Raw genomic sequence first — 26,929 nt, forward strand, 5'->3', positions numbered from 1 at the left:
TTTTTTGTGCCTGTCATTCCAGCAATCCCTTCAACCCCTCCAACGGCAACGGCCGGCTGTGCAGATAACCCTGATACAAATGGCAGCCCAACCCTTGCAGGAAGGCCAGCTGTTCCGGGGTTTCCACGCCTTCGGCGATCACTTCCAGTTCCAGGCTGCGGGCCATGGCGACGATGGCGCGGATGATTTCGGCGTCGTTGGGGTCGGTGGTGGCGTCGCGGATGAACGACTGATCGATCTTCAGCGTGTCCACCGGCAATCGTTTCAGATAGGTCAGCGATGAATAGCCGGTGCCAAAATCATCCATGGCAAAACTCACGCCGAGTTTTTTCAGGCGACGCATTTTGCTGATGGTGTCTTCCAGATTCTGGATGACGATGCCTTCGGTAATCTCCAGTTTCAGCAGCGAGCAGGGCAGGCCGTGGCTGCTCATGCTGCGCTCGATGCGCTCGACGAAGTCGTTCTGGCGGAACTGCCGGGGGCTGATGTTCACGCACAGGCTGAAGGCCAGAGGGTCGATCAGTTTTTCGGCGATCAATTGCTTGAAGGCTTCGCACGCCTCATCGAGGATCCAGGTGCCGACCTCCAGAATCAGCCCGCTGTCCTCCAGCACCTTGATGAATTCGGTGGGCGATTGCGCGCCGAGTTCCGGGTGATTCCAGCGCACCAGCGCTTCGGCGCCGATGATGCGGTTGTCCTGGGCGTCGATCTGCGGTTGGTAGTGCACGTCGAATTCGCCCCGGGACAGCGCCAGGCGCAGGTCGGTCTCCATGCGCAGCCGTTCGCTGGCCGCTTTCTGCATGGTGTTGTGGTACATCTGCGTGGTGTTGCGCCCCGAATCCTTGGCCCGGTACAGCGCAATGTCGGCGCGTTTGAGCAGGTCGGTCGGGGTCGAGCCGTGATCGGGAATCAGCGCCACGCCGATGCTCGGCGTCACTTGCAGGCGCTGGCCGTCGAGGAACATCGGCTCCGACAGCAACTCGCGAATGGTGTCGGCCAATTCGCGTACCTGGGCGCTGACTTCATTGCGCGTGCCCTCCAGCCCGCTGAGCAACACCACGAATTCATCGCCACCGAGTCGCGCCACGGTGTCTTCCATACGTACGCTGGCTTCAAGCCGCGCGGTGATGATTTTCAGAACCGTGTCACCGACCGGGTGACCCAGCGAGTCATTGATGTGTTTGAAGTGATCCAGATCGAGAAACAGCAGCGCACCGCGCAGGTTGTGGCGCTTGAGCAGGGCGATCTGCTGGCTCAGGCGATCCATCAACAGTGCGCGGTTGGGCAGGTTGGTCAGCGGATCGTGATAGGCCAGGTGGCGGATCTGCGCTTCGGCGTTCTTCAGCAGGCTGACGTCCCGAGCGGTGAGCAACAGGCAGGCGGTTTCGTTGAGAGTGATCGGTTCGACCGAGACTTCCACCGTCAGTATCTCGCCACGCTTGTTGCGCCCGAGCATTTCCTGATGGTGCACGCGGCCCTTGATCTGAAGTTCTGCGAGCAGTGCCGAGCGCTGTTTTTCCTCGGCCCAGATACCGACCTGATACACGGTTTTGCCCACCACTTCGTCGGCGCGATAGCCGGTGAGGCGGCAGAAGCCGTCGTTGACCTCAAGATAACGTCCGGTGTCGCGCTCGGTGATGGTGATCGCGTCGGGGCTGGAGTGGAACGCCTTGGCGAATTTCTCTTCGCTGGCCTTGAGCGCCGCTTCCGAGCGCTGTTGCTGGGTGATGTCGCGCAACGTAGTGACGATGCACGGCTGGTTGCCGACGCTGATCTGACGGCTGGAAATCACACATGTCAGCGACTGACCGTCCTTGTGCTGGACGATGATCGCGACATTGCTCAGGCCCTGTTCGCGGATCACCCGTTCGATGCGTTGCAGGCTTTTCGCCGAGGCGTCCCACAAGCCGATTTCTTCGGCGGTATGGCCGATCACATCGCTGGCGCTCCAGCCGAAGGTCTGGGAAAAACTGGAATTGATCTCGATGAACTCCCCGGTTTCCTGGCGCGTCACGCAGATCGGGTCGGGGCTGACCTGGAACAGCGTGGCGAATTTCTCTTCCGAAGCCACCAGCCGTTGCTCGCGTTCGACTTGATCGGTGATGTCCAGCAGAGTACCGGCCATCCGCAGCGGCACGCCGTTGTCGTCGCGATAGAGGCGAGCGCGGCTTTCCAGATAGCGCGAGCTGCCGTCCGGCAGTTGTACGCGGTAAGTCAGCTGATAATTGCCCGCCGGGCCTTCGCGCAGGCTGCGATAGGCATCGCGCATGCTGTCGCGCTCTTCGCCGGGGACGCCCTCGAAGAACTCTTCGAACGATTCATGGAACGGTTTCGGCTCCAGACCGTGTAATTGCGCAGCGCGGGCCGAACCGTAGAGCATGCCGCTGGGAATGTGCCAGTCCCAGGTGCCGAGCTGCGCCGAATCCAGCGCCAGGTCGAGGCGTTCCTGGCTGTCTTTCAGGGCATGTTCGGCGGCTTTGCGTTCGGTGGTGTCGAGAAAGGTGCTGAGCAGGTACGGCTGGCCTTCGAGCTCGACCTTTTGCGCGCTGAGAATGCCGTCGTGGATCTGGCCGTTGCTGGCGCGGAACTGCACCTCCATGCTGATCAGCTCGCCCTTGGCCTTGGTCTTCTTGACCAGCTCCGCCCGTTGCTCGGGATGCACCCACAGGCCCAGTTCCAGGGTGGTGCGACCGATGGCGCTCTGTACCGGCCAGCCGAACAGACTTTCGAAATACTGGTTGGCTTCGCTGATCAGACCGTCTTCCTGACGGGTCAGCAGCACCATGTTCGGGCACAGGTGAAACAGCGTGGCGAAACGTTTTTCGGAGCTGCTGAGGGCCTGTTCCCGTTGCCGCTGGTGGGTGATTTCGCGAATCACCCCGATCATTCGGGGTCGGCCGTGTTTGTCCGGCAACAGGCTTCCGTTGATCTCCAGCCAGTGCAGGCTGCCGTCGGGCCAGCGGATGCGGTGGTGCATCGCCTGTTCCAGCGGTGCGCCGGCAATTACAGCGTGGAAGGCACGAATGGTTTTCGCCCGGTCTTCCGGCGGCAACAAGTCGAGGTATTCCAGGTCTTCGGGCAGCGGTTGCCGTGGATCGAAGCCGAACAAGGCCTGAGTGCCGCGCGACCAGCTGATCTGCCCGCGCTCGATGTCCCAATACCAGGCGCCGAGGCGGGCGCCGTTGAGCGCCGCGAGCAATTGCGGCGCGCTCTCCCAGCTCTGCTCGGAACGCCGTGGATCAATGGCCTGAATACGCGGCATCGGCGGAATACGGTCAACAGATTTCGGCATTGTTAAGGGGCCTTGAGCTGATTTGGGCGTTAGGCACAGGGACGGCAGCTCTATAGGAGTAGCACAAGTTAGCCGAGAGTCCCTGGCAGATCGATTTGAGCGTCCAGCAGGGCCATAAACGCCCGTGCAGCATTCGACAGCGTCCTTTCAGTGTGCAGGATATAGCCTAGCTGGCGACTGAGCTGTATGCCCGGCAAAGGTATGCGCGCCACCTGTTCATCGAGCATCGTGCGCGGCAAAACGCTCCAGGCCAGGCCGATCGACACCATCATCTTGATGGTTTCCAGGTAGTTGGTGCTCATGGCGATGTTCGGCGTCAGGCCCTGAGCCTCGAACAATCGCTGCACAATATGGTGGGTAAAGGTGTTGCCGCCGGGGAAAACCGCCGGATGGCCGGCAATGTCCGCTAACGTGACGGCGCCGTTGCTGATCAATGAATGCTCCGGGGCGACCACGAAATCCAGCGGGTCGTCCCACACCGGCGTGGCTTTGACCAGTGTGTGCGGCTCCGGCGCCAGGGTGATGACCGCCAGTTCTGCGCGGCCATGGAGAATTTCCTCGTAGGCCACTTCCGAATCGAGGAACTGAATATCCAGCGCCACCTGTGGGTAGCGGCGGGTGTATTCCCTCAATAATGGCGGCAAGCGGTGCAGACCGATGTGGTGACTGGTGGCCAGGGTCAGGCGACCGGTGACTTCGCCGGTCAGGTTGGTCAGTGCGCGGCGCGTGTCATCGAGTACGTTGAGAATCTGGTAAGCCCGTGGCAGCAGGGCCCGGCCGGCTTCGGTCAGGCCCACTTCACGACCGAGCCGGTCGAACAGCCGCACATTCAATTGCTGCTCCAGTCCGGCGATACGTTTGCTGATCGCCGGTTGTGTGAGGTGCAGCCGTTCGCCGGCGCCAGAGAAGCTACCGGTCTCGGCAATCGCGATAAAAGCATTGAGGTTGGCCAGGTCCATGTTCGTATTCCAGTTGGTTATCCAAAGCATAAAAAATATGAATTTGAGTTATTTAATCTAACCCCATAGGATCGGCCTCACAAGCCAAAGGGTTATTGATAAGCCCAGGGCATAGAAACAAGCTGATGAGGAACCGTCTGATGGCCGGCAAAACGCTCTACGACAAGCTCTGGGATTCGCATTTGGTCAAGCAGCGCGACGATGGCTCGGCGCTGATTTATATCGATCGTCACATCATCCACGAAGTGACCTCGCCGCAAGCCTTCGAAGGCCTGCGTCTGGCCGGGCGCAAGCCGTGGCGCATCGATGCCAACATCGCCACCCCGGACCACAACGTACCGACCACCCCGGAGCGCAAGGGCGGCATCGCAGCCATTGCCGACCAGGTCTCGCGTTTGCAGGTTCAGACCCTCGACGACAACTGCGATGAATACGGCATCGTCGAATTCAAGATGAACGACGTGCGTCAGGGCATCGTTCACGTGATCAGCCCGGAGCAAGGCGCGACCTTGCCGGGCATGACCGTGGTCTGCGGCGACTCGCACACCTCGACCCACGGCGCGTTCGGCGCCTTGGCTCACGGTATCGGCACTTCCGAGGTCGAGCACGTGCTCGCCACCCAGTGTCTGGTCGCCAAGAAAATGAAGAACATGCTGGTGCGCGTCGAAGGCCAGTTGCCGTTCGGCGTGACCGCCAAGGACATCGTCCTCGCGGTAATCGGCAAGATCGGCACCGCCGGCGGTAACGGCCATGCCATCGAATTCGCCGGCAGCGCGATCCGCGACCTGTCCATCGAAGGCCGCATGACCATCTGCAACATGTCCATCGAAGCCGGCGCCCGCGTGGGTCTGGTGGCGGCGGACCAGAAAACTGTGGATTACGTCAACGGTCGTCCGTTCGCACCGAAAGGCGCCGAGTGGGATCTGGCCGTCGAGTCCTGGAAAGACCTGGTGTCCGACGCCGACGCGCATTTCGACACCGTGGTCGAGCTCGACGCCGCGCAGATCAAGCCGCAAGTCAGCTGGGGCACTTCGCCGGAAATGGTGCTGGCCGTTGATCAGAACGTGCCGGACCCGGCTAAAGAGATGGATCTGGTCAAACGCGACTCGATCGTCCGCGCCTTGAAATACATGGGTTTGACCGCCAATCAGGCGATCACCGACATTCAGCTCGATCGCGTATTCATCGGTTCCTGCACCAACTCGCGGATCGAAGACTTGCGCGCTGCAGCCGTGATTGCCAAGGGCCGCAAGGTTGCATCGACCATCAAGCAGGCCATCGTGGTGCCGGGTTCGGGTCTGGTGAAAGCGCAGGCCGAGGCCGAAGGTCTGGACAAGATCTTCCTCGAAGCCGGTTTCGAATGGCGCGAGCCGGGTTGCTCGATGTGTCTGGCGATGAACCCGGACCGTTTGGAGTCCGGCGAGCACTGCGCCTCGACGTCCAACCGTAACTTCGAAGGGCGTCAGGGCGCCGGTGGCCGTACCCACCTCGTCAGCCCGGCCATGGCTGCTGCGGCGGCGGTGAACGGTCGTTTCATCGACGTTCGTGAATTGATCTAAAGGAGCGCAGCATGAAAGCTTTTACCCAGCACACTGGTCTCGTCGCGCCTCTGGATCGTGCCAACGTCGACACCGATCAGATCATTCCGAAGCAGTTTCTGAAATCGATCAAGCGCACCGGTTTCGGCCCGAACCTGTTCGACGAGTGGCGTTACCTCGATGTGGGTCAGCCGTATCAGGACAACTCCAAGCGTCCGCTGAACAAGGAATTCGTGCTCAACGCCGAGCGTTATCAAGGCGCCAGCGTGTTGTTGGCCCGCGAGAACTTCGGTTGCGGCTCCAGCCGTGAACACGCGCCGTGGGCGCTGGAAGAATACGGTTTCCGCAGCATCATCGCGCCAAGCTACGCCGACATCTTTTTCAACAACAGCTTCAAGAACGGCTTGCTGCCGATCATCTTGAGCGACGCGGAAGTCGACGAGCTGTTCAAGCAGGTCGAGGCCGCGCCGGGCTATCAGTTGCAGATCGATCTGCACGAGCAGACCGTGACCAGCCCGAACGGCAAGGTCTACCGCTTCGAGATCGACGCTTTCCGCAAGCACTGCCTGCTCAACGGCCTGGACGACATCGGCCTGACCCTGCAGGACGGCGATGCGATTGCCGCGTTCGAAGCCAAGCATCGCGCGAGCCAGCCGTGGTTGTTCCGCGACGCCTGAGATTGATGTAGTCAGGGCTGGCCCCATCGCGGGCAAGCCCGCTCCCACAATGTTTGCGGTGTTCATCAAACCTGTGGGAGCTGGCTTGCCAGCGATGAGGCCAGACCAAGCAACCCAAAATCAAAGGGAAGTACTCATGACCAGCACCGCCCAGCACAGTCAGGTTGTACAAAAGCAATTCGGTGAACAGGCCGCCGCCTACCTGAGCAGCGCCGTTCACGCTCAAGGCACTGAATTTGCGCTGTTGCAGGCTGAACTGGCAGGGCAGGGCGAGGCTCGGGTGCTGGATCTGGGTTGCGGCGCCGGGCACGTGAGTTTTCACGTCGCCCCGTTGGTGAAAGAAGTGGTGGCGTACGACCTGTCGCAGCAGATGCTCGACGTGGTCGCCGCCGCTGCCGTTGATCGCGGCTTGAGCAACGTGTCCACGGTCAATGGCGCCGCCGAGCGTCTGCCGTTTGCCGATGGTGAGTTCGACTTCGTGTTCAGCCGCTATTCGGCGCACCATTGGAGCGATCTCGGCGTGGCCTTGCGCGAAGTGCGCCGGGTGCTCAAGCCGGGCGGCGTGGCGGCGTTCATCGATGTGCTGTCGCCGGGCAGTCCGCTGTTCGACACCTATTTGCAGAGCGTCGAAGTGCTGCGCGACACCAGCCATGTGCGCGATTATTCGGCCGGTGAGTGGTTGCGTCAGGTCAGCGAGGCCGGTCTGCACACCCGCAGCACCACGCGTCAGCGCCTGCGTCTGGAGTACAACAGCTGGGTCGAGCGCATGCGCACACCCGAAGTGATGCGCGCCGCGATCCGCCAGTTGCAGCAGTCGATGGGCAACGAAGTGCGCGAATATTTTGAGATTGAGGCCGATGGTTCGTTCAGTACAGATGTACTGGTGCTCTGGGCTGAAAAGTAATCTTGGAACGATAAGTATTTTTCCGGGCGCGCCAGTCGATGGCGCACCGACTGAAGACACGAGGAAAGCATGAGCAAGCAGATTCTGATTCTCCCAGGCGACGGCATTGGTCCGGAAATCATGGCCGAAGCGGTCAAGGTGCTGGAACTGGCCAACGACAAGTACAGCCTGGGCTTCGAGCTGAGCCATGACGTGATCGGTGGCGCCGCCATCGACAAGCACGGCGTGCCGCTGGCCGACGAAACCCTCGACCGCGCTCGCGCAGCCGACGCTGTGCTGCTGGGCGCCGTCGGCGGCCCGAAATGGGACACCATCGAGCGTGACATTCGCCCTGAGCGCGGCCTGCTGAAAATCCGTGCGCAACTGGGCCTGTTCGGCAACCTGCGCCCGGCGATCCTGTACCCGCAACTGGCCGACGCTTCGAGCCTGAAACCGGAAATCGTTGCCGGCCTGGACATCCTGATCGTCCGTGAGCTGACCGGCGGCATCTACTTCGGTGCGCCGCGTGGCACTCGCACTCTGGAAAACGGCGAGCGCCAGTCCTACGACACGCTGCCGTACAGCGAAAGCGAAATCCGCCGTATCGCCCGTGTCGGTTTCGACATGGCCCGCGTGCGTGGCAAGAAGCTGTGCTCGGTGGACAAGGCCAACGTGCTGGCGTCCAGCCAACTGTGGCGTGAAGTGGTCGAGCAGGTGGCCAAGGATTACCCGGATGTCGAGCTGAGCCACATGTACGTCGACAACGCCGCCATGCAGCTGGTGCGTGCACCGAAGCAGTTCGACGTGATCGTCACCGACAACATGTTCGGCGACATCCTGTCCGACGAAGCGTCGATGCTCACCGGCTCCATCGGCATGCTGCCGTCGGCCTCGCTGGACGCCAACAACAAGGGCATGTACGAGCCTTGCCACGGTTCGGCGCCGGACATCGCGGGCAAAGGCATCGCCAACCCGCTGGCGACCATTCTGTCGGTATCGATGATGCTGCGTTACAGCTTCAATCTGCACGAAGCGGCGGATGCCATCGAGAAAGCGGTCAGCGTGGTGCTGGATCAAGGTCTGCGCACCGGCGATATCTTTTCGACCGGTTGCACTAAAGTCGGTACGCAGGAAATGGGTGACGCAGTAGTCGCCGCGCTGCGGAATCTGTAATCTCTCGGGCCCGCTGCGAAATTCAATACAAAGCAGCGGCCCACTTTTCAAGAAGGTGTAGTTGCGATGAAACGTGTAGGTCTGATCGGTTGGCGCGGCATGGTCGGTTCCGTGCTCATGCAGCGGATGCTGGAAGAGCAGGATTTCGATCTTATCGAGCCGGTGTTTTTCACCACTTCCAATGTCGGTGGCCAAGGCCCGTCCGTGGGCAAGGACATTGCTCCGCTCAAGGACGCTTACAGCATTGAAGAGCTGAAGACCCTCGACGTGATCCTGACCTGCCAGGGCGGCGACTACACCAGCGAAGTGTTCCCGAAGCTGCGCGAAGCCGGCTGGCAGGGTTACTGGATCGACGCGGCCTCGAGCCTGCGGATGAACGATGACGCGGTCATCATCCTCGATCCGGTCAACCGCAAGGTCATCGACCAGCAGCTCGACGCGGGCACCAAGAACTACATCGGCGGCAACTGCACCGTCAGCCTGATGCTGATGGGCCTGGGCGGTCTGTTCGAGGCCGGTCTGGTCGAGTGGATGAGCGCCATGACCTATCAGGCGGCCTCCGGTGCCGGCGCGCAGAACATGCGTGAACTGATCAAGCAGATGGGCGCGACCCACGCCGCTGTCGCCGATCAACTGGCCGATCCTGCCAGTGCGATCCTCGACATCGACCGTCGTGTGGCCGAAGCCATGCGCAGCGATGCTTACCCGACCGAAAACTTCGGCGTACCGCTGGCCGGCAGCCTGATCCCGTGGATCGACAAGGAACTGCCGAACGGCCAGAGCCGCGAAGAGTGGAAGGCTCAGGCCGAGACCAACAAGATCCTCGGTCGCTTCAAGAGCCCGATCCCGGTCGACGGCATCTGCGTGCGCATCGGCGCCATGCGTTGCCACAGCCAGGCGCTGACCATCAAGCTGAACAAAGATGTACCGATCGCCGACATCGAAGGGCTGATCAGCCAGCACAACCCTTGGGTCAAGCTGGTGCCTAACCAGCGCGAAATCAGCATGCAGGAGCTGAGCCCGACGAAAGTCACCGGCACCCTGAACGTACCGGTCGGTCGTCTGCGCAAGCTGAACATGGGTTCGCAGTTCGTCGGTGCTTTCACCGTCGGCGACCAACTGCTGTGGGGCGCGGCCGAACCGCTGCGTCGCATGCTGCGGATCCTGCTTGAGCGTTGATCGCTTGATGCTATGAAAGAACCCGCGCCTTGCAAGAGGTGCGGGTTTTTTTTGCCTGCGTGGCGGCCACCCGGTAAAGTGCCGCTCCCCCCGTTTCGCCAGAGGTAGCAACATGACCCAGACCCTTGATATTGCCGTGATCGGCGCCACCGGTACTGTCGGCGAAACCCTCGTGCAGATTCTCGAAGAGCGCGACTTTCCGGTCGGCACCTTGCACCTGTTGGCCAGCAGCGAATCCGCCGGCAGCTCGGTGCTGTTTCGCAACAAGAACGTGCGGGTGCGCGAAGTCGACGAGTTCGACTTCAGCAAGGTCAAACTGGCGTTCTTCGCCGCCGGCCCGGCCATCACGCTGAGTTACGCCGCCCGCGCTCACGCGGCGGGTTGCTCGCTGGTCGACCTGTCCGGCGCCTTGCCGTCGGATCAGGCGCCGCAAGTGGTGCCGGAAGCCAATGCCGATGTGCTGGCCGGTTTGAAAGTGCCGTTCCAAGTCAGCAGCCCGAGCCCATCGGCCACCACATTGGCCGTGGTGCTGGCACCGCTGCTGGATCTGATCGAGCTGCAATATGTGCATGTCACCGCCAATCTGGCGGTTTCCGCCCAGGGCCGCGAAGCCGTGACCGAGCTGGCGCGCCAGACCGCCGAGCTGCTGAACATGCGTCCGCTGGAGCCGACATTCTTCGACCGGCAGATGGCTTTCAACCTGCTGGCTCAGGTCGGTACGCCCGACGCGCAAGGCCATACGCTGCTGGAAAAACGTCTGGTGCGCGAGCTGCGTCAGGTGCTGGCCAAGCCTTTATTAAAGATTTCCGCAACTTGCGTTCAAGCCCCGGTGTTTTTTGGCGATAGCTTTAGCGTGACCTTGCAGTCAGCGAGCGCGGTCAACCTGGAAAAGGTCAACGCCGCGCTTGAAGAGGCCGAGGGCATCGAGCTGGTAGAGGCGGGCGATTATCCAACCGCCGTCGGTGACGCGGTGGGGCAGGACGTGGTCTACGTCGGGCGCGTGCGTGCCGGTGTCGACGAACCGTCGGAACTTAATCTGTGGCTGACGTCAGATAACGTACGCAAAGGTGCGGCCCTCAACGCCGTGCAGGTCGCCGAGTTGTTGATAAAAGACCTGCTGTAAAAGATACTTGGCAACAATTTGTCGACTGATTCTAGGCGAGCGCTATGCTTGGCCGGAGCACTCGATGACGTGTCACCCTCCGGGACTTTCCGGGGCATCAAAGAAATGATCGCGCGCGGCATGCTGTCGTCGTCGCGCGCAATGCCTTACGGCAGCGATATTCAACATCTTCTCGCTGGCCGAGGAACGTTCAAACAAAGGAAGAGGCTATGGTTCAAGTTCGCAAACTGGTGTTAGCAATAGCGGCCGCCTCGGCGCTGTCCTCCGGTATGGCGCATGCCCTCGGGCTCGGGGAGCTGACCCTGAAGTCGACCCTGAACCAGCCGCTGGTGGCGGAAATCGAGCTGCTCGATGTCAAGGATCTGACCGCTGCCGAAGTGGTGCCGAGCCTGGCCTCGCCGGAAGATTTCGCCAAGGCCGGCGTCGATCGCCAGGCCTTCCTCAATGATCTGACCTTCACCCCGGTGCTCAACGCCAGCGGCAAAAGCGTGCTGCGCGTAACGTCGAGCAAGCCGCTGTCGGAACCGATGGTGAAATTCCTCGTGCAGGTGATGTGGCCGAACGGCCGTCTGCTGCGTGACTACAGCGTGCTGCTGGATCCGTCGAAGTTCTCGCCGCAGACCGCTGATGCCGCCGCGCAACCTGCGCCTGCGCAAACCATCACCGCACCGACCACCGGCGCCACGCATTCGACCCACACCACCACGCCGCGCGACACCCTGTGGGAAATCGCCGCGAAGGCGCGCACCGGCGGTTCGGTGCAGCAGACCATGCTGGCGATCCAGGCCCTGAACCCGGACGCGTTCATCGGCGGCAACATCAACCGCCTGAAAACCGGTCAGGTGCTGCGTCTGCCGGATCAGGTGCAAAGCACCGCGCTGCCGCAGTCCAAGGCGATTGCCGAAGTGGCGGCGCAGAACGAAGCCTGGCGTCAGGGCCGTCGTTATGTGGCCAAGCCCGGCACTGGTCAGCAGCAGCTCGATGCGACCAATCGTGGCCGCGCCAATACCGGCGCTGCGCAAAACGCCAAAGACAACCTGAGCCTGGTGTCCGCCGAAAGCGCCAAGGCGCGTGGCAAAGGCCCGGCCGGCGATGCCAAGGCCCTGAGCAACAAGCTGGCGGTGACTCAGGAAAGTCTCGACACCACCCGTCGTGACAACGAAGAACTGAAAAGCCGCATGTCCGATCTGCAAAGCCAGCTGGACAAGCTGCAACGCCTGATCGAGCTGAAAAACAATCAACTGGCGAAAATGCAGGCGGAAGGTTCGGGCGCTGCCGCGGCTGCCCCAGCCACTGCGCCAGTAGTGCCGGCGATCACCGCGGAACTGGCGGCCACGCCGCCGGCCACTCCGGCAGAGGCGGCACCGACCGCACCTGCGCCAGAGGCTGCTGCTCCGGCACCAGTCGAGCCGGTTGTCGAGCCCGTGGTTGAAACCAAGCCGCCTGCCGATGACGAGAAGACCTTCAACGAACTGCTGACCAATCCGATCCTGCTGGGTCTGGTCGGTGGCGGTGCAGTGGTTCTGCTGCTCTTGCTGTTGCTGCTGGCCCGTCGCCGTAAGGCGCAACAGGAAGCCGAAAAACACTTGCGCATGGCCCGCGCGCTGGAGGAGCAATCCTTCTCCCAGGACCTCGATCTGCCGGAAAGCAGCTTCGAAGGTCTGGAAGTGCCAGCCGCCAGCGTCAAGCTGACCCCAGCTCCAGCTCCAGCTCCAGCTCCAGCTCCGGCGCCAGTCGCTGCTGCTGTAGTTGCGCCAGTGGTGATGGCCGAGCCGATCGCCGCGCCGCTGGTGGCGCCTGCCGCCGAGCGTTCTGACGACGTGCTGGACAAGGCGCAGTCGCACATCGACGGCGGTCGCCTGAATCAAGCCGCCGCGTTGCTGGAAGAAGGCGTGAGCCTGGAGCCGCAGCGCAGTGATCTGCGTCTGAAACTGATGGAAGTTTACGGTCGTCAGGGTGATCGCGATGCGTTCGTCGGTCAGGAACGCCAACTGGTTGCCAATGGCGACAACTTCGCCAAGGTCGAAGAGCTGAAAAGCCGCTTCCCGGCCATGGCGGTCGTCGCTGCCGGCGGTCTGGCGGCAGCGGCCCTTGCCGCCGAGCTGGACGAGGATTACGTCAAGGAGCTGTTGCTCGACGAGCCTGAAGCGCCTGCGGCGGCTGATGACGAACTGGACAGCGCTTTCGACCTGAGCCTCGACGATCTCGACAACATCACGCCGGTTGAGCCTGTGGCGGCTGTCGAGCCGGAAGCACCGGTCGAGCTGGACGCGTTCCCGACTGACGACGACCTGAGCTTCGAGTCGGTGCTGCAACAGCAAACCGACATCAAGGAAAACCTCGACGACCTGTCGGACTTCGATCTGGATCTGGACCTCGGTGCCGATCCAGCGCCTGCGCCGGTCGAGTTGGCAGACGATGATTTCCTGCTGGATCTGGACGAAGGCGTGAAGGATCTGCCGCTGGTTGAAACTCCAACCGTGGCCGACGTGCCGCAGGACGATCTGGAACTGCCAGCCGATTTCGACCTGTCCCTGGCTGACGAAATGGACGCGGCGCCAGCCGAGCCGGATGCGTTCGCCGCCGAACTGGACGACGTCAACGCCGAGCTGGATCGTCTGTCGAGCAGCATCAACGAACCAAGCTTCACCGAAGCTGATGCCGCGTTGGGCGATGATCTGGGTGAGGATGACTTCGACTTCCTGTCCGGTACCGACGAAGCCGCGACCAAGCTCGATCTGGCTCAGGCCTACATCGACATGGGCGACAACGACGGTGCGCGCGACATCCTCAATGAAGTCATCAGCGAGGGTAACGACAAGCAGAAGAGCGAAGCGAGCGAAATGCTTTCGCATCTGGCCTGAGTCGGCATTCAGCGGTAAACAAAACGGCAGCCCATGAGGCTGCCGTTTTTGTTTGGGTCTGGTTTCCCCGTCCCGCCGCCTTATAATGCCCGCCTTTGTAGATCAGCAGGCTGTACCGACTTGGCAAACATAGATAACCCGGCCGCCGAAATGGCACCCGAAGGCTTTTTCCGCGTCGCGTTGGGCGTTGAATACAAGGGCTCGCGCTACAGCGGCTGGCAGCGCCAGTCCACCGGTGTGCTCACCGTGCAGGAAACCCTGGAAAAAGCCCTGTCGAAGGTCGCCGACTCGCCGATCTCGCTGCAATGTGCCGGGCGTACCGATGCCGGTGTGCATGCCTGCGGGCAAGTGGTGCATTTCGATACCCAGGTCGACCGTTCGCTGAAAGCCTGGGTCATGGGCGCCAACATCAATCTGCCCCACGACATCAGCGTCAGTTGGGCGAAGGTCATGCCGGCGCATTTCCATGCGCGATTCAAGGCGATTGCCCGGCGCTATCGCTACGTGATCTACAACGATCAGATCCGTCCGGCGCATCTCAACGAAGAAATCACCTGGAATCACCGTCCGCTGGACGTCGAGCGCATGGCCGAGGCCGCGCAGTACCTGATCGGTACCCATGATTTCAGTGCGTTCCGTGCCGGCCAGTGCCAGGCCAAATCGCCGATCAAGAAGATGCATCACCTGCGCGTGACCCGTCACGGCAAAATGATCGTTCTGGACATCCGCGCCAATGCGTTCCTGCACCACATGGTGCGCAACATCGCCGGCGTGTTGATGACCATTGGTGCCGGCGAGCGGCCGGTGGAGTGGATGAAAGAAGTGCTGGAAAGCCGCGAGCGGCGTTCCGGCGGGGTCACGGCGCATCCGTTCGGCCTGTATCTGGTGCAGGTGGAGTACCACGACGAGTTCCCGTTGCCCGAGCGTTTCATCGGGCCACATTTCCTTACGGGTTTCTCGGAACTTGACGGCTGACGCCCTCGAATGCATTTGTTACCATCCGGGACTTTCTCGGATTTGCCTTGGGGTTTTTATCGACATGTCAGCCGTTCGCAGCAAGATTTGCGGGATTACCCGCATAGAAGATGCGTTGGCAGCCGTCGAGGCCGGGGCCGATGCCATCGGTTTTGTGTTCTACGCTAAAAGTCCCCGGGCCGTGACCGTGCAGCAGGCGCGGGCGATCATCGCCGCCTTGCCGCCGTTCGTGACCACTGTCGGGTTGTTCGTCAATGCCAGCCGCTGCGAGCTCGGGGAAATCCTCGATGCCGTGCCGCTGGATCTGTTGCAGTTCCACGGCGACGAAACCGCCGCCGACTGCGAAGGCTGGCACCGGCCGTACATCAAGGCCCTGCGGGTCAAGGCCGGCGATGACATCGCCGCCGCTTGCAATGCCTACCCGAGCGCCAGCGGCGTGCTGCTCGACACTTATGTCGAAGGCGTGCCCGGCGGAACCGGCGAGGCGTTCGACTGGTCATTGATTCCGCAAGGCTTGAGCAAACCGTTGATTCTGGCCGGCGGCCTGACGCCGGAGAACGTCGCCGATGCGATCGCCCGGGTGCGGCCGTATGCCGTGGATGTCAGCGGCGGGGTAGAGGCGAGCAAGGGTATCAAGGATCACGCAAAGATTCGTGCATTCATCAACGCCGTACGCTGATGTGACGGCTGGCAGACTGCCGCCGTCCACAGCTCTGTAGAAAAGAGGCTGAGGGTCTTTTCGGGGTGTACGCAGGTCAGTTCCGCTGACCCGGCAGCCCGGACGATCATCGCCACACATGAATTTAGCTGAAGGGCATACGCGGGGCCGCGAACCAGAGCGTTCGGGCCGCCGGTACTGGAGAAAGAAAGCATGAGCAACTGGTTGGTAGACAAGCTGATCCCTTCGATCATGCGTTCCGAGGTCAAGAAGAGCTCGGTCCCTGAAGGTCTGTGGCACAAATGCCCGTCCTGCGAGGCTGTGCTGTATCGTCCGGAGCTGGAAAAGACCCTGGACGTTTGCCCTAAGTGCAACCACCACATGCGCATCGGCGCACGTGCGCGCATCGACATCTTCCTGGACGCCGAAGGCCGTGCCGAACTGGGCGCCGACCTGGAGCCGGTTGACCGTCTGAAATTCCGCGACGGCAAGAAGTACAAGGATCGTCTGGTCGCTGCCCAGAAGCAGACCGGCGAGAAAGACGCACTGGTTTCCATGAGCGGCACCCTGCTGGGCATGCCGGTCGTGGTTTCGGCGTTCGAATTCAGCTTCATGGGCGGTTCCATGGGCGCCATCGTCGGTGAGCGCTTCGTGCGCGCCGCCAACTACGCGCTGGAAAACCGTTGCCCGATGGTCTGCTTCTCCGCCTCCGGTGGCGCGCGGATGCAGGAAGCCCTGATCTCGCTGATGCAGATGGCCAAGACTTCGGCTGTGCTGGCGCGTCTGCGTGAAGAAGGCATTCCGTTCATCTCCGTGCTGACCGACCCGGTCTACGGCGGCGTTTCCGCCAGTCTGGCGATGCTGGGCGACGTGATCGTCGGCGAGCCTAAAGCCCTGATCGGCTTCGCCGGTCCACGCGTGATCGAGCAGACCGTGCGTGAAAAACTGCCGGAAGGCTTCCAGCGCAGCGAGTTCCTGCTGGAGCACGGTGCAATCGACCTGATCATCGACCGTCGCGAACTGCGTCCGCGTCTGGGCAACCTGCTGGCGCAACTGACCGGCAAGCCGACCCCGACCTTCGTTGCCGCGCCGATCGAGCCGATCGTCGTTCCGCCGGTGCCTGCCAACGTATGACCGAGCGCACCCTTGGCGAGTGGCTCGCCTACCTTGAACAGTTGCATCCATCGGCCATCGACATGGGGCTGGAGCGTTCGCAACAGGTAGCGTCCCGCATGGGACTGGGCCAGCCGGCGCCACGGGTGATTACGGTCACCGGCACCAACGGCAAGGGTTCGACCTGCGCTTTCGTGGCTTCATTGCTGCGGGCGCAGGGCCTGAACGTAGGTGTCTACAATTCTCCGCACCTGCTGCGATACAACGAGCGGGTGCAGCTCAATGGCGTCGAAGCCACTGACGCGCAGCTGTGCGAAGCCTTCGCGGCGGTCGAAGCGGGGCGCGGCGAGACTTCCCTGACTTACTTCGAAATGGGCACCCTGGCGGCGTTCTGGCTGTTTCAACAGGCCGGGCTCGATGCGGTGGTGCTGGAAGTCGGGCTGGGCGGGCGTCTGGACACGGTCAATGTGGTCGATGCCGATATCGCGCTGGTCACCAGTATCGGTGTCGATCACGCCGACTACCTGGGCAATACCCGCGAATCCGTGGCCTTCGAGAAGGCCGGGATTTTCCGTCAGGGCAAACCTGCGCTGTGCGGCGATCTGAATCCTCCACAGCCCCTGCTGGACAAGGCGCGCGAGCTCGCTTGCCCGTTCTTCCTGCGCGGGCGCGATTTCGATCTCGGCATCACGGATCAGTTCTGGCAGTGGCGCGGTACCGATGCTGACGGTCAAGTCGTCGAGCTGCGTGATTTGCCGCTGCTTGATCTGCCGATGGAAAACGCCGCGCTGGCGTTGCAGGCTTATCTGCTGCTCGGTTTGCCATGGGAGGCCGGGCAGATTGTGGCGGCGTTGCAGGCGACTCGTGTGGTCGGTCGTCTGGATCGTCGCTCGTTCGAGTGGAACGGCAAGCGCTTGAACCTGCTGCTGGATGTTGGCCATAACCCGCATGCGGCGGAGTATCTGGCGCGGCGTCTGGCTGCGCGTCCGCCGGTCGGCAAGCGTCTGGCAGTGTTCGGCCTGTTGGCGGACAAGGATCTGGACGGTGTCATCGGTGAATTGAATGCCAGCGTCCAGCATTGGGCGGTGGCGCCGCTGGATTCGCCGCGTGCGCGTCCGGTGGCTGAATTGAATGTTGCACTGCAGAACCTTGGCGCATCGGTCACGTCTTATGACAGTGTGGCGGCTGCGCTGGAAGGGCAGTGTGCAGTGGCCAGCAGCGACGACGAGATCTTGCTGTTCGGATCATTTTATTGTGTCGCCGAGGCCCTCGAATGGCTGTCTCGGCGCTCCACGGAGGAAGCGGCAAATGGCTTTGCTGGATAAAGCGTACAAACAGCGCATGGTCGGTGCCCTGGTGCTGGTGGCGCTGGCGGTGATTTTCCTGCCGATGCTGTTTTCCCGTCAGGATGAGCAGCGTCAGGTGACTGTCGATGCGCCGGCCGCACCGCAGGCGCCTGCTGTGGCGCAGATCCAGATGGAAACCGTGGCCGTGCCCGAGCCGCAGGTTCTGCCGCAAGAGCCAGTGCCGAGCGATGACGAAGTCGCCGAGCAGGTGGCGCCAACGGCACCGATTGCTTCCGTCGCGCCAGCCCCGGCACCGGTAGCCAAACCGGTTGCGCCGGCGCCTGCTCCAGCTCCCGTGGTCAAGCCAACCACAGCCCCGGCCCAGCCGATCGCTGCGCTGTCTGCCAAACCGGATACCACTCAAAGCCGCGTCGATGCCAATGGCCTGTCGGTGAGCTGGTCGGTGCAACTGGCCAGTCTGTCCAGCCGCGCCAGCGCTGAAAGCCTGCAGAAAACCCTGCGCAGCCAGGGCTACAACGCATACATCCGTTCTGCCGATGGCAAGAATCGGGTGTTCGTCGGTCCGCTGATCGAGCGTGCCGAAGCCGATCGTCTGCGCGATCTGTTGAGCCGCCAGCAGAACCTCAAGGGGTTTGTGGTGCGCTTCCAGCCCGAGCGTGGCTGAAATCTATCGCCCCGATTGAAATGCACTGACATTCGCAGCTTACCGACAGCCCTGCGCTCTGCTAAAATGCGCCGCCTTATCCGTCTGTAGGCTGCACTGTGCCATTTACCTGGGTTGACTGGGCGATCGTTGCAATCATCGCCATCTCCGCTTTGATCAGTTTGAGCCGCGGCTTCGTCAAAGAAGCATTGTCGCTGGTGACCTGGATCATCGCAGGAGCCGTTGCCTGGATGTTCGGTGGCTCACTGTCCGAGTACCTCGCCGGATACATTCAAACACCGTCGGCTCGTGTAATCACGGGCTGTGCCATCATGTTTGTCGCCACACTGATCGTGGGCGCAATGATCAATTATCTTATCGGCGAGTTGGTTCGCGTCACCGGGTTGTCCGGGACCGATCGATTCCTCGGCATGGCCTTCGGCGCTGCGCGTGGCGTGTTGCTGGTGGTCGTGGCGGTCGGGCTGTTGAGCCTGGGGCCGGTACAGCAGGACGGGTGGTGGAAAGAATCACAGCTCGTGCCAAAGTTTCTATTGGTCGCAGACTGGTCCAAGAACCTGATTCTCGGGTGGAGCAGTCAGTGGCTTGCCAGCGGAATCAGCGTACCCGCTGATATTCCGTTCAAGGAGCAACTCTTGCCGTCGGCCAAAACGCCTCAGTGAGTGTTGTTCAGTTCAGATCCATTAAGTAGGGGTTGCGTCGCATGTGTGGCATCGTCGGTATCGTCGGTAAGTCGAACGTCAATCAGGCGCTGTATGACGCGCTAACCGTGCTCCAGCACCGCGGCCAGGACGCTGCCGGTATCGTGACCAGCCATGATGGCCGGTTGTTCTTGCGCAAGGACAATGGCCTGGTGCGTGACGTGTTTCAACAACGTCACATGCAGCGCCTGGTCGGCCACATGGGTATCGGTCACGTCCGTTACCCGACTGCCGGCAGCTCGACCTCGGCCGAGGCTCAGCCGTTCTACGTCAACTCGCCTTACGGCATCACCCTGGCGCACAACGGTAACCTGACCAACGTTGAACAGTTGGCCAAAGAGATCTACGAATCCGATCTGCGTCACGTCAACACCAGTTCCGACTCGGAAGTGCTGCTGAACGTGTTCGCTCACGAGCTGGCTCAGCGCGGCAAGCTGCAACCGACCGAAGAAGACGTGTTTGCCGCCGTGACCGACGTGCACAACCGTTGCGTCGGTGGTTACGCGGTTGTGGCGATGGTGACCGGTTACGGCATCGTCGGTTTCCGTGACCCGCACGGCATCCGCCCGATCGTGTTCGGCCAGCGTCACACCGACGAAGGCGTCGAGTACATGATCGCCTCCGAAAGCGTTTCGCTGGATGTGCTCGGCTTCACCCTGATCCGCGACCTGGCACCGGGCGAAGCGGTCTACATCACTGAAGACGGCAAGCTGCACACCCGTCAGTGCGCAACCAACCCGTCCCTGACCCCTTGCATCTTCGAACACGTCTACCTGGCGCGTCCGGACTCGATCATCGACGGCGTGTCGGTCTACAAGGCCCGTCTGCGCATGGGTGAGAAACTGGCCGAGAAGATCCTGCGCGAGCGTCCAGAGCACGACATCGACGTGGTCATCCCGATTCCGGACACCAGTCGTACCGCAGCACTGGAGCTGGCCAACCATCTGGGCGTGAAATTCCGCGAAGGCTTCGTCAAGAACCGTTACATCGGCCGTACCTTCATCATGCCCGGCCAGGCCGCGCGCAAGAAATCGGTACGCCAGAAGCTCAACGCCATCGAGCTGGAATTTCGCGGCAAGAACGTGATGCTGGTGGACGACTCGATCGTTCGTGGCACCACCTGCAAGCAGATCATCCAGATGGCCCGCGAAGCCGGCGCGAAAAACGTCTACTTCTGCTCGGCGGCTCCGGCTGTTCGCTTCCCGAACGTGTACGGCATCGACATGCCGAGCGCTCACGAGCTGATCGCGCACAATCGTTCGACCCAGGATGTCGCTGACCTGATCGGCGCTGACTGGCTGATCTATCAGGACCTGCCTGACTTGATCGAAGCGGTCGGTGGCGGCAAGATCAAGATCGAAAACTTCGATTGCGCAGTGTTTGACGGCAAGTACGTCACCGGCGACGTCGACGAGGCTTACCTGAACAAGATCGAACAGGCACGCAACGATGCCTCGAAGGTCAAGACCCAGGCGGTCAGTGCGATCATCGATCTGTACAACAACTGAGTTTCAACCGGCCCTTAGGGGCCGGTTTTGTATCTGGCAAAAGACTTTTATTTATCGAGAACAGGGCAAGGAGTGACAGCATGAGTCAGGAATGGGATGCCGGTCGGCTGGACAGCGACCTCGAAGGCGTAGCGTTCGATACCCTGGCCGTACGTGCCGGTCAGCACCGTACGCCGGAAGGCGAGCACGGTGATCCGATGTTCTTCACTTCCAGCTACGTGTTCCGTACCGCCGCTGACGCCGCCGCACGGTTTGCCGGGGAAGTGCCGGGCAACGTTTACTCGCGTTACACCAACCCGACCGTTCGCTCGTTCGAAGAGCGAATTGCTGCGCTGGAAGGTGCCGAACAAGCCGTAGCCACGGCGACGGGCATGGCAGCGATCATGGCGGTGGTGATGAGCCTGTGCAGTGCTGGCGATCATGTGCTGGTGTCGCGCAGCGTATTCGGTTCGACCATCAGCCTGTTCGAGAAGTACTTCAAGCGTTTTGGCGTGGAAGTCGATTACGTACCGCTGGCCGATCTGTCGGCCTGGGACGCAGCGATCAAGTCCAACACCAAATTGCTGTTCGTCGAGTCGCCGTCCAATCCGTTGGCTGAGTTGGTGGATATCACCGCGCTGTCGGAAATCGCGCACGCCAAGGGTGCGATGTTGGTGGTCGACAACTGCTTCTGCACGCCTGCCTTGCAGCAGCCGCTGAAGCTCGGCGCAGACATCGTTGTGCACTCGGCCACCAAGTTCATCGATGGCCAGGGCCGTTGCATGGGCGGTGTGGTTGCCGGTCGCAGCGAGCAGATGAAAGAAATCGTCGGCTTCCTGCGTACTGCCGGGCCGACCCTCAGCCCGTTCAACGCCTGGATCTTCCTCAAAGGTCTGGAAACCTTGAATCTGCGGATGAAGGCGCACTGCGCCAACGCCCAGCAACTGGCCGAATGGCTGGAGCAGCAGGACGGCATCGAGAAGGTGCATTACGCCGGTCTCAAGAGCCATCCGCAGCACGAGCTGGCTCAGCGTCAGCAGAAGGGCTTCGGCGCGGTGGTGAGCTTTGAGGTGAAGGGCGGCAAAGAGGGCGCCTGGCGCTTTATCGATGCGACCCGTTTGATCTCGATCACCGCCAACCTGGGTGACAGCAAAACCACCATCACCCACCCGAGCACCACGTCCCACGGCCGTCTGGCGCCGCAGGAGCGTGAGGCGGCCGGCATTCGTGACAGCCTGATCCGCATCGCGGTCGGTCTGGAAGATGTCGCTGACCTGCAGGCCGACCTGTCGCGCGGTCTGGCGGCGTTGTGATCGAGTTGTCTACGCCAAAGATCGGCACCCATGGCCGCGTTGCGTTGGTCACGGGTGCCGCACGCGGGATCGGTCTGGGCATCGCAGCGTGGCTGATCAGCGAAGGCTGGCAGGTGGTGTTGACGGATCTGGACCGTGCGCGGGGTTCGAAAGTGGCGAAGGTGCTGGGCGAGAACGCCTGGTTCATCGCCATGGACGTCGCGGACGAAAGCCAGGTGGCGTTGGGTGTTGCTGAGGTGCTGGGGCAGTTCGGTCGTCTGGATGCGTTGGTATGCAACGCTGCCGTGGCCGATCCGCACAACATCACGCTGGAAAGCCTCGATCTGGCTTACTGGAATCGGGTGCTGGCGGTGAACCTCGGTGGGCCGATGTTGCTGGCCAAGCACTGTGCGCCGTATCTGCGTGCGCACAACGGGGCGATCGTCAATCTGGCCTCGACCCGTGCGGCGCAATCGGAACCGGATACCGAAGCCTATGCGGCGAGCAAGGGCGGTTTGCTGGCGTTGACTCACGCGCTGGCAATCAGCCTCGGGCCGGAGATTCGCGTCAATGCGGTCAGTCCGGGCTGGATCGATGCGCGGGACCCTTCCGCCCGGCGCGCAGAACCGCTGACCGACACCGATCATGCCCAACATCCTGCGGGCAGGGTAGGGACGGTCGAGGATGTGGCGGCGATGGTGGCGTGGTTGCTGTCGAAGAATGCAGGGTTTGTGACGGGGCAGGAATTCGTGGTCGATGGCGGCATGACCAAGAAGATGATTTATACGGAATGAAACAATTTCGTCTTTTTTAGAAAAACTTCAATCCTGCTATTGACTTAGGTTCGCTACCTGCGTAAATTTCGCGGCCTCGGAGATGCAAACGGGTGATTAGCTCAGCTGGGAGAGCGTCTGCCTTACAAGCAGAATGTCGGCGGTTCGATCCCGTCATCACCCACCACTCCCGAGATACTTGCGTAAGCAAGAACGTAGGCTGAAAGTGCCTGCACCGACGCGCAGCGGTAGTTCAGTCGGTTAGAATACCGGCCTGTCACGCCGGGGGTCGCGGGTTCGAGTCCCGTCCGCTGCGCCATATTTAACGAGTCAGACACTGTCTGGTTCGCGATTGAAAAGCACCGAAGCTTTCAGTCAAACGAGTTACTTGAGCGCAAGCTCAAAGCGATACGCAGCGGTAGTTCAGTCGGTTAGAATACCGGCCTGTCACGCCGGGGGTCGCGGGTTCGAGTCCCGTCCGCTGCGCCATATCTGTTTCAAGGAGCACTGAACGCCTTGAAACACCGAAAGCAACCTCTGGTTGATTCGGAATCGATAGCAAAGACCCTGGTCGAAAGACCGGGGTTTTTTGTGTCTGAAATTTGACCTTTCCCACATTCCCCCTTTGTAGCCGGCGACGAACGCAAGCCGTGGCTCGTTCGATGCCGCCGGGCGATCTGGCCTGCGTCCATGGGTCGCTGCGATGCGATGCCGCATTGATTTTTGATTCTTTGGTCAAATTTTTGTAACTGGTTGTTTGCTGCGAGCGCAGAAACCTTTAAAGTTAACCTTTCGGTCAGCTTTGCACTGTCATCACGCCCTTTGTTTAGCCAAAAAGGGCTTCTGCAAGACTCGAGATTCCCAGTAGATAACCAGAAGGGCGGATCCATAACCGCCCAGAGGATGATCCATGTCCAACCGTGAAATATCCCGGCGCTCGTTCCTTCAGGGCGGGCTGGTGGCGGGTGTGAGCGTTACGCTCACGCCGCTCAGCAGTCAGGCGCTGGCTGCCTTGATGGAAAACAGCGTGACCGTGCCGTCCGAGCAGTGGCTCGGCAACAACGGCAAGGCGCGCCAGCGTAACGATGCCTTGTCCAAGGTCTGCGGCAGCAAGGTGTTTGCCCGCGACATCCGTTCCAAGGACATGCCGGGCTGGCCCCAGCAGCAAGGCCACGCCATGTTGCTGAAAACCATCAAGGCCGACCGCATCTACGACGGTTACGACCTGTCGTGGCTCGGCGCCGATCTGCAGCCTGATCGTATCGTTACCGCCGCCGACCTGGACAAGGACGGTATCGTGTTCCCTGAAGAGCACGCGCCGGATCCGCTGCTGCCGGAAGGCAAGGTGCCGATGTTCATCGGTCACCCGGTCGCGATCCTGATCTGGAACGACTTCGAGCGTTTCCGTCAGGCCAAGAACAAACTCAAATTCAATGACAAAGCGATTCGTTACGGTGCGCAAGTACCGTTCTACGAAGGCGATCCCTATGGCAGTTTCCGCTACGTGCGCGTCGGTGGCCCGACGTCGGCGGACGAGGATGAGTTCGCCAGCCTCAAGGACTCGATCCTGTTCCCGATGCTGAAGAACCGCCGTCCGGTGTGGAATTCCCAGCCGAACCTGCACGGCAACCTGACCGAGCGCGGCCTGTTCTACGCCGATCGCATGAAAAAAGAGATCGATACCCCGCCGGACAACTGGCTGGTGTTCGACGAGCGCTACAAAACCCCGTCGATCGAACCTGCCGCGATGGAGCCGGACAACGGCAACGGCTGGTACGACCCGGCGACCAAGTCCCTGCATTTCGTCGTCGCCACCCAATGTCCGCTGGAAACCGCCACCGAGACCGCCAAGATGATCGGGCCGTCGCGTTTCGGCCTGGCGAACCTGAACATGCACCCGGGTTATACCGTCGGTTACGGCTCCAAAGACCACAACATTTTCGTCTACTACGCAGCCCTGGCGGCGTTGTACGGCGCGGGTGTGCCGATTCGTCTGGCGAACGATCGCTACGAGCAGTTCCAGAGCGGCATCAAGCGTCACCCGTTCGACATCCGCTACCAATTGGCAGTGGACAAGACCGATCACAGCTTCAAGATTTTCCGTGCCGAGATGAGCGTCGATGGTGGCGGCCGGATCAACTACAGCCCGTCGGTGGCCGCCGTTGGCGCCACTGCCGCGCAGTCGATCTACTACATGCCGCAGAACGACCTGCAGGTCACCGCTTACCATTCCCGCGCCGTTGAAGCGGGTTCGATGCGCGGCTACGGTACGCTGCAGAGCATGGCTTCCACCGAGATGATGGTCGACGAAATCGCCGATCGCCTTGGTGTCGATGCCATCGATCTGCGCCGCAAGAACGCACTGCGCTCGGGGATGAAAAACACCCAGGGCGCGATCCCGGCCGGTGCGTTGCGCCTGCACGAGATTCTCGACAAGGCTTCGCTGCACGAAGTCTGGAAAAACCGCGACGCAATCAAGAAACAGCGCGAAGCGGCAGACCCGGACAACTGGTATGGCGTAGGTTTCGCCATTTGCCAGAAGGACTTCGGCACCGGTTCTGAAGCGCCGATGGCCAGCATCGAGTTCACCGCTGACGGGCGCATTTCCCTGCGTCACATCGGCATCGAGATCGGCACCGGTATGTCCACCTCGCAAGCGTTGGTGGTGGCTGATTTCCTCGGCAGCGCGGCTCACGATGTGAAGACCGGCGAAACCGAGTGGGATGAAATGCAGCTGGTGACCGCCGGCAACCCTTACATCATGAGCCAGGCGGAGCAGGACAACTTCCTGCGCAATCCGCGCTGGGTCGGCAAGCTGGCATCGGCCTCGTCCGCGACCAACTCCGCTTACTACTTCAGCCACGCCACCCGTGAAGCGGCGCGCGTGCTGTTCAACCACGGTCTGTGGCCGGCGGCGATGGAGATCTGGCGTCAGGGCCCATACGGCGGCCAGGCCAACCCTTACGTGGTGCGTCGCGAAGATGCGCATTGGGTCGACGGCAAACTGACCGCCAACGGTATGCAGCCGCTGACCTTCGAAGAGCTGGCCAAACGTGCTCACGAGCGCGGTCTCGTCACTGGCGCCACGGTTCACGGTTTCAACCGCTGGAGCTGGGCCGAGGCCGAATACAGCATCGACGGCGTGCGCGAGCGTCTGCCGCTCGACGGTCTGGCGGTGAAGTACGGTGACGGCGCCCCTAAGGCGAAGAAAGCGCAGATGACCAGCGCCGGTTTCCATCTTCTGGATCGGCAGAACATCGCCTATCCGGTAGTTCAGTTGAACAACGCCGCCGTGACCTACTACAGCCCGGTCGCAACACTGGTCGAGTTGAAGGTCAACAAAGGTTCGGCAGAAGTCGAAGTGCTCAACCATCACTCGTGGCTGGAATGCGGCCGGGTGCTGGTCGAAGAACTTGTACGTGGCCAGCTTGAAGGCGGGATTGCCATGGGCATCGGTCACGCCTTGATGGAAGAGATGCCGCTGTACGAAGGCGGGCCGGGGGAGGGTGACTGGAACTTCAACCGTTATCGTCTGCCGATGGCGCGCCACGTGGCTGTTTGGAAACAGACGTCGGAAATCCTGCCGCCGCTGTCCCCAAGCGATCCGTCCAAAGGCATCGCCGAAGTGGTGATGATCCCGGTGGTCGGTGCCATCGGTAACGCCGTGGCCCACGCCATCGGTAAACGTGTTCGCGATCTGCCAATCACTGCTGCGCGCATCAAGGAGGCCCTCAATGGCTAACCGTCCGCTTCAACTGACCCTCAACGGTCAATCCGTCGGCCCGGTGGACATCCCTGATGACCTGCCGATGATCGATTACCTGCACGAATACAAGAACCTCACCGGTTCGCGCCTGGGCTGCGGTCAGGGCATCTGCCACGCCTGCGTGGTGATCGTCGACAACCCGGACGGCACCAGCGAAGAAGTGCGTACCTGCATCACCGGCGCGCATTACTTCGAGGGCAAGAAAGTCCGCACCATCGAAGGCCACGCCAAGCGTAACGAGCAAGGCCAGGTCACCGAGCTGAACCCGATCCAGCAGCGTTTCGTCGACGAATTCGCCTTCCAGTGCAGCTACTGCGCGCCGGGCTTCGTCAACGCCGCGACCGTGTTGGTGGAAAAGCTGCAACGCCAGCCGATCGTCAAAAGCAAACTGGAACAAGTCATCGAGGACAGCCTCGGCCATCACGTCTGCCGTTGCACCGGGTACGTGCGTTACTACAACGCCACCCGCAATGTGCTGACCGATCTCGGCCTGGTCAAGGAGGGTTAA

20 protein-coding genes and 3 tRNA genes are annotated in these 26,929 nt (G+C 61.4%); 21 read left to right on the forward strand and 2 right to left on the reverse strand.

What is annotated here, in order from left to right; translation table 11 throughout:
• Positions 1 to 13: 13 nt before the first annotated feature.
• Both M5G18_RS11090 and M5G18_RS11095 read right to left on the reverse strand, forming a co-directional pair.
• Complete coding sequence (locus tag M5G18_RS11090; RefSeq protein ID WP_127797479.1) at positions 14 to 3,292, reverse strand: bifunctional diguanylate cyclase/phosphodiesterase; 3,279 nt, start codon at positions 3,290 to 3,292, stop codon at positions 14 to 16.
• 68 nt (positions 3,293 to 3,360) lie between these two features.
• On the reverse strand, positions 3,361 to 4,251 hold the full coding sequence (locus tag M5G18_RS11095) for a LysR family transcriptional regulator (RefSeq protein ID WP_007956444.1): 891 nt from the start codon (positions 4,249 to 4,251) through the stop codon (positions 3,361 to 3,363).
• A 140-nt stretch (positions 4,252 to 4,391) separates the two neighbouring features.
• Between M5G18_RS11095 and leuC the strand changes: the two genes are divergently transcribed.
• The 21 genes from leuC (at position 4,392) to M5G18_RS11200 (ending at position 26,929) form a co-directional block, all read left to right on the forward strand.
• Positions 4,392 to 5,810, forward strand: a complete 1,419-nt coding sequence (leuC, locus tag M5G18_RS11100) for a 3-isopropylmalate dehydratase large subunit (RefSeq protein ID WP_273900002.1) — start codon at positions 4,392 to 4,394, stop codon at positions 5,808 to 5,810.
• A gap of 11 nt (positions 5,811 to 5,821) precedes the next feature.
• A complete protein-coding gene (gene leuD / locus M5G18_RS11105) occupies positions 5,822 to 6,466 on the forward strand; it encodes a 3-isopropylmalate dehydratase small subunit (protein ID WP_007956446.1) in 645 nt (214 codons plus the stop codon).
• A gap of 136 nt (positions 6,467 to 6,602) precedes the next feature.
• Positions 6,603 to 7,370 carry a class I SAM-dependent methyltransferase gene (locus tag M5G18_RS11110; protein WP_115077206.1) on the forward strand — a complete coding sequence of 256 codons (768 nt, stop codon included), beginning with the start codon at positions 6,603 to 6,605 and terminating at the stop codon, positions 7,368 to 7,370.
• A gap of 69 nt (positions 7,371 to 7,439) precedes the next feature.
• Positions 7,440 to 8,522 carry a 3-isopropylmalate dehydrogenase gene (gene leuB, locus M5G18_RS11115; protein ID WP_085655206.1) on the forward strand — a complete coding sequence of 361 codons (1,083 nt, stop codon included), beginning with the start codon at positions 7,440 to 7,442 and terminating at the stop codon, positions 8,520 to 8,522.
• Positions 8,523 to 8,588: 66 nt separating this feature from the next.
• Positions 8,589 to 9,701 carry an aspartate-semialdehyde dehydrogenase gene (asd, locus tag M5G18_RS11120; RefSeq protein ID WP_007956451.1) on the forward strand — a complete coding sequence of 371 codons (1,113 nt, stop codon included), beginning with the start codon at positions 8,589 to 8,591 and terminating at the stop codon, positions 9,699 to 9,701.
• Positions 9,702 to 9,813: 112 nt separating this feature from the next.
• Positions 9,814 to 10,824: an aspartate-semialdehyde dehydrogenase gene (locus M5G18_RS11125; protein WP_273899999.1), complete on the forward strand. Its 1,011-nt coding sequence runs from the start codon at positions 9,814 to 9,816 to the stop codon at positions 10,822 to 10,824.
• A gap of 209 nt (positions 10,825 to 11,033) precedes the next feature.
• On the forward strand, positions 11,034 to 13,688 hold the full coding sequence (locus M5G18_RS11130; RefSeq protein WP_273899998.1) for a motility hub landmark protein FimV: 2,655 nt from the start codon (positions 11,034 to 11,036) through the stop codon (positions 13,686 to 13,688).
• 150 nt (positions 13,689 to 13,838) lie between these two features.
• Positions 13,839 to 14,663, forward strand: coding sequence for a tRNA pseudouridine(38-40) synthase TruA (gene truA, locus M5G18_RS11135; RefSeq protein ID WP_085607862.1), 825 nt, complete (start codon positions 13,839 to 13,841; stop codon positions 14,661 to 14,663).
• A 64-nt stretch (positions 14,664 to 14,727) separates the two neighbouring features.
• Positions 14,728 to 15,342, forward strand: coding sequence for a phosphoribosylanthranilate isomerase (locus M5G18_RS11140; protein WP_007956456.1), 615 nt, complete (start codon positions 14,728 to 14,730; stop codon positions 15,340 to 15,342).
• A gap of 192 nt (positions 15,343 to 15,534) precedes the next feature.
• Positions 15,535 to 16,455: an acetyl-CoA carboxylase, carboxyltransferase subunit beta gene (gene accD / locus M5G18_RS11145; protein WP_007956457.1), complete on the forward strand. Its 921-nt coding sequence runs from the start codon at positions 15,535 to 15,537 to the stop codon at positions 16,453 to 16,455.
• Positions 16,452 to 17,759 carry a bifunctional tetrahydrofolate synthase/dihydrofolate synthase gene (gene folC, locus M5G18_RS11150; RefSeq protein ID WP_273899996.1) on the forward strand — a complete coding sequence of 436 codons (1,308 nt, stop codon included), beginning with the start codon at positions 16,452 to 16,454 and terminating at the stop codon, positions 17,757 to 17,759. The genes accD and folC overlap by 4 nt, the downstream gene beginning before the upstream one ends.
• Positions 17,743 to 18,405, forward strand: a complete 663-nt coding sequence (locus M5G18_RS11155) for an SPOR domain-containing protein (RefSeq protein WP_273899994.1) — start codon at positions 17,743 to 17,745, stop codon at positions 18,403 to 18,405. The genes folC and M5G18_RS11155 overlap by 17 nt, the downstream gene beginning before the upstream one ends.
• 98 nt (positions 18,406 to 18,503) lie before the next feature.
• On the forward strand, positions 18,504 to 19,064 hold the full coding sequence (locus M5G18_RS11160; RefSeq protein WP_007956464.1) for a CvpA family protein: 561 nt from the start codon (positions 18,504 to 18,506) through the stop codon (positions 19,062 to 19,064).
• A 41-nt stretch (positions 19,065 to 19,105) separates the two neighbouring features.
• Positions 19,106 to 20,611 carry an amidophosphoribosyltransferase gene (gene purF / locus M5G18_RS11165; protein WP_007956466.1) on the forward strand — a complete coding sequence of 502 codons (1,506 nt, stop codon included), beginning with the start codon at positions 19,106 to 19,108 and terminating at the stop codon, positions 20,609 to 20,611.
• An 80-nt stretch (positions 20,612 to 20,691) separates the two neighbouring features.
• The gene (locus tag M5G18_RS11170; protein WP_179692061.1) at positions 20,692 to 21,903 is read left to right on the forward strand and encodes an O-succinylhomoserine sulfhydrylase; all 1,212 of its coding nucleotides are present in this window, start codon (positions 20,692 to 20,694) and stop codon (positions 21,901 to 21,903) included.
• On the forward strand, positions 21,900 to 22,676 hold the full coding sequence (locus M5G18_RS11175; RefSeq protein ID WP_007956470.1) for an SDR family oxidoreductase: 777 nt from the start codon (positions 21,900 to 21,902) through the stop codon (positions 22,674 to 22,676). The genes M5G18_RS11170 and M5G18_RS11175 overlap by 4 nt, the downstream gene beginning before the upstream one ends.
• A 90-nt stretch (positions 22,677 to 22,766) precedes the next feature.
• Positions 22,767 to 22,842, forward strand: a tRNA-Val gene (locus M5G18_RS11180).
• 55 nt (positions 22,843 to 22,897) lie between these two features.
• Positions 22,898 to 22,974: transfer RNA gene (locus M5G18_RS11185), tRNA-Asp, on the forward strand.
• Positions 22,975 to 23,067: 93 nt separating this feature from the next.
• Positions 23,068 to 23,144 (forward strand) — tRNA-Asp (locus tag M5G18_RS11190).
• Positions 23,145 to 23,565: 421 nt separating this feature from the next.
• Positions 23,566 to 26,397, forward strand: a complete 2,832-nt coding sequence (locus M5G18_RS11195) for a xanthine dehydrogenase family protein molybdopterin-binding subunit (RefSeq protein WP_273899992.1) — start codon at positions 23,566 to 23,568, stop codon at positions 26,395 to 26,397.
• The gene (locus tag M5G18_RS11200) at positions 26,390 to 26,929 is read left to right on the forward strand and encodes a (2Fe-2S)-binding protein (RefSeq protein ID WP_273899991.1); all 540 of its coding nucleotides are present in this window, start codon (positions 26,390 to 26,392) and stop codon (positions 26,927 to 26,929) included. Before M5G18_RS11195 ends, M5G18_RS11200 begins: the two co-directional genes overlap by 8 nt.

The organism is Pseudomonas aphyarum, from assembly GCF_028657055.1.
Taxonomy (GTDB): Bacteria; Pseudomonadota; Gammaproteobacteria; order Pseudomonadales; family Pseudomonadaceae; genus Aquipseudomonas; species Aquipseudomonas aphyarum.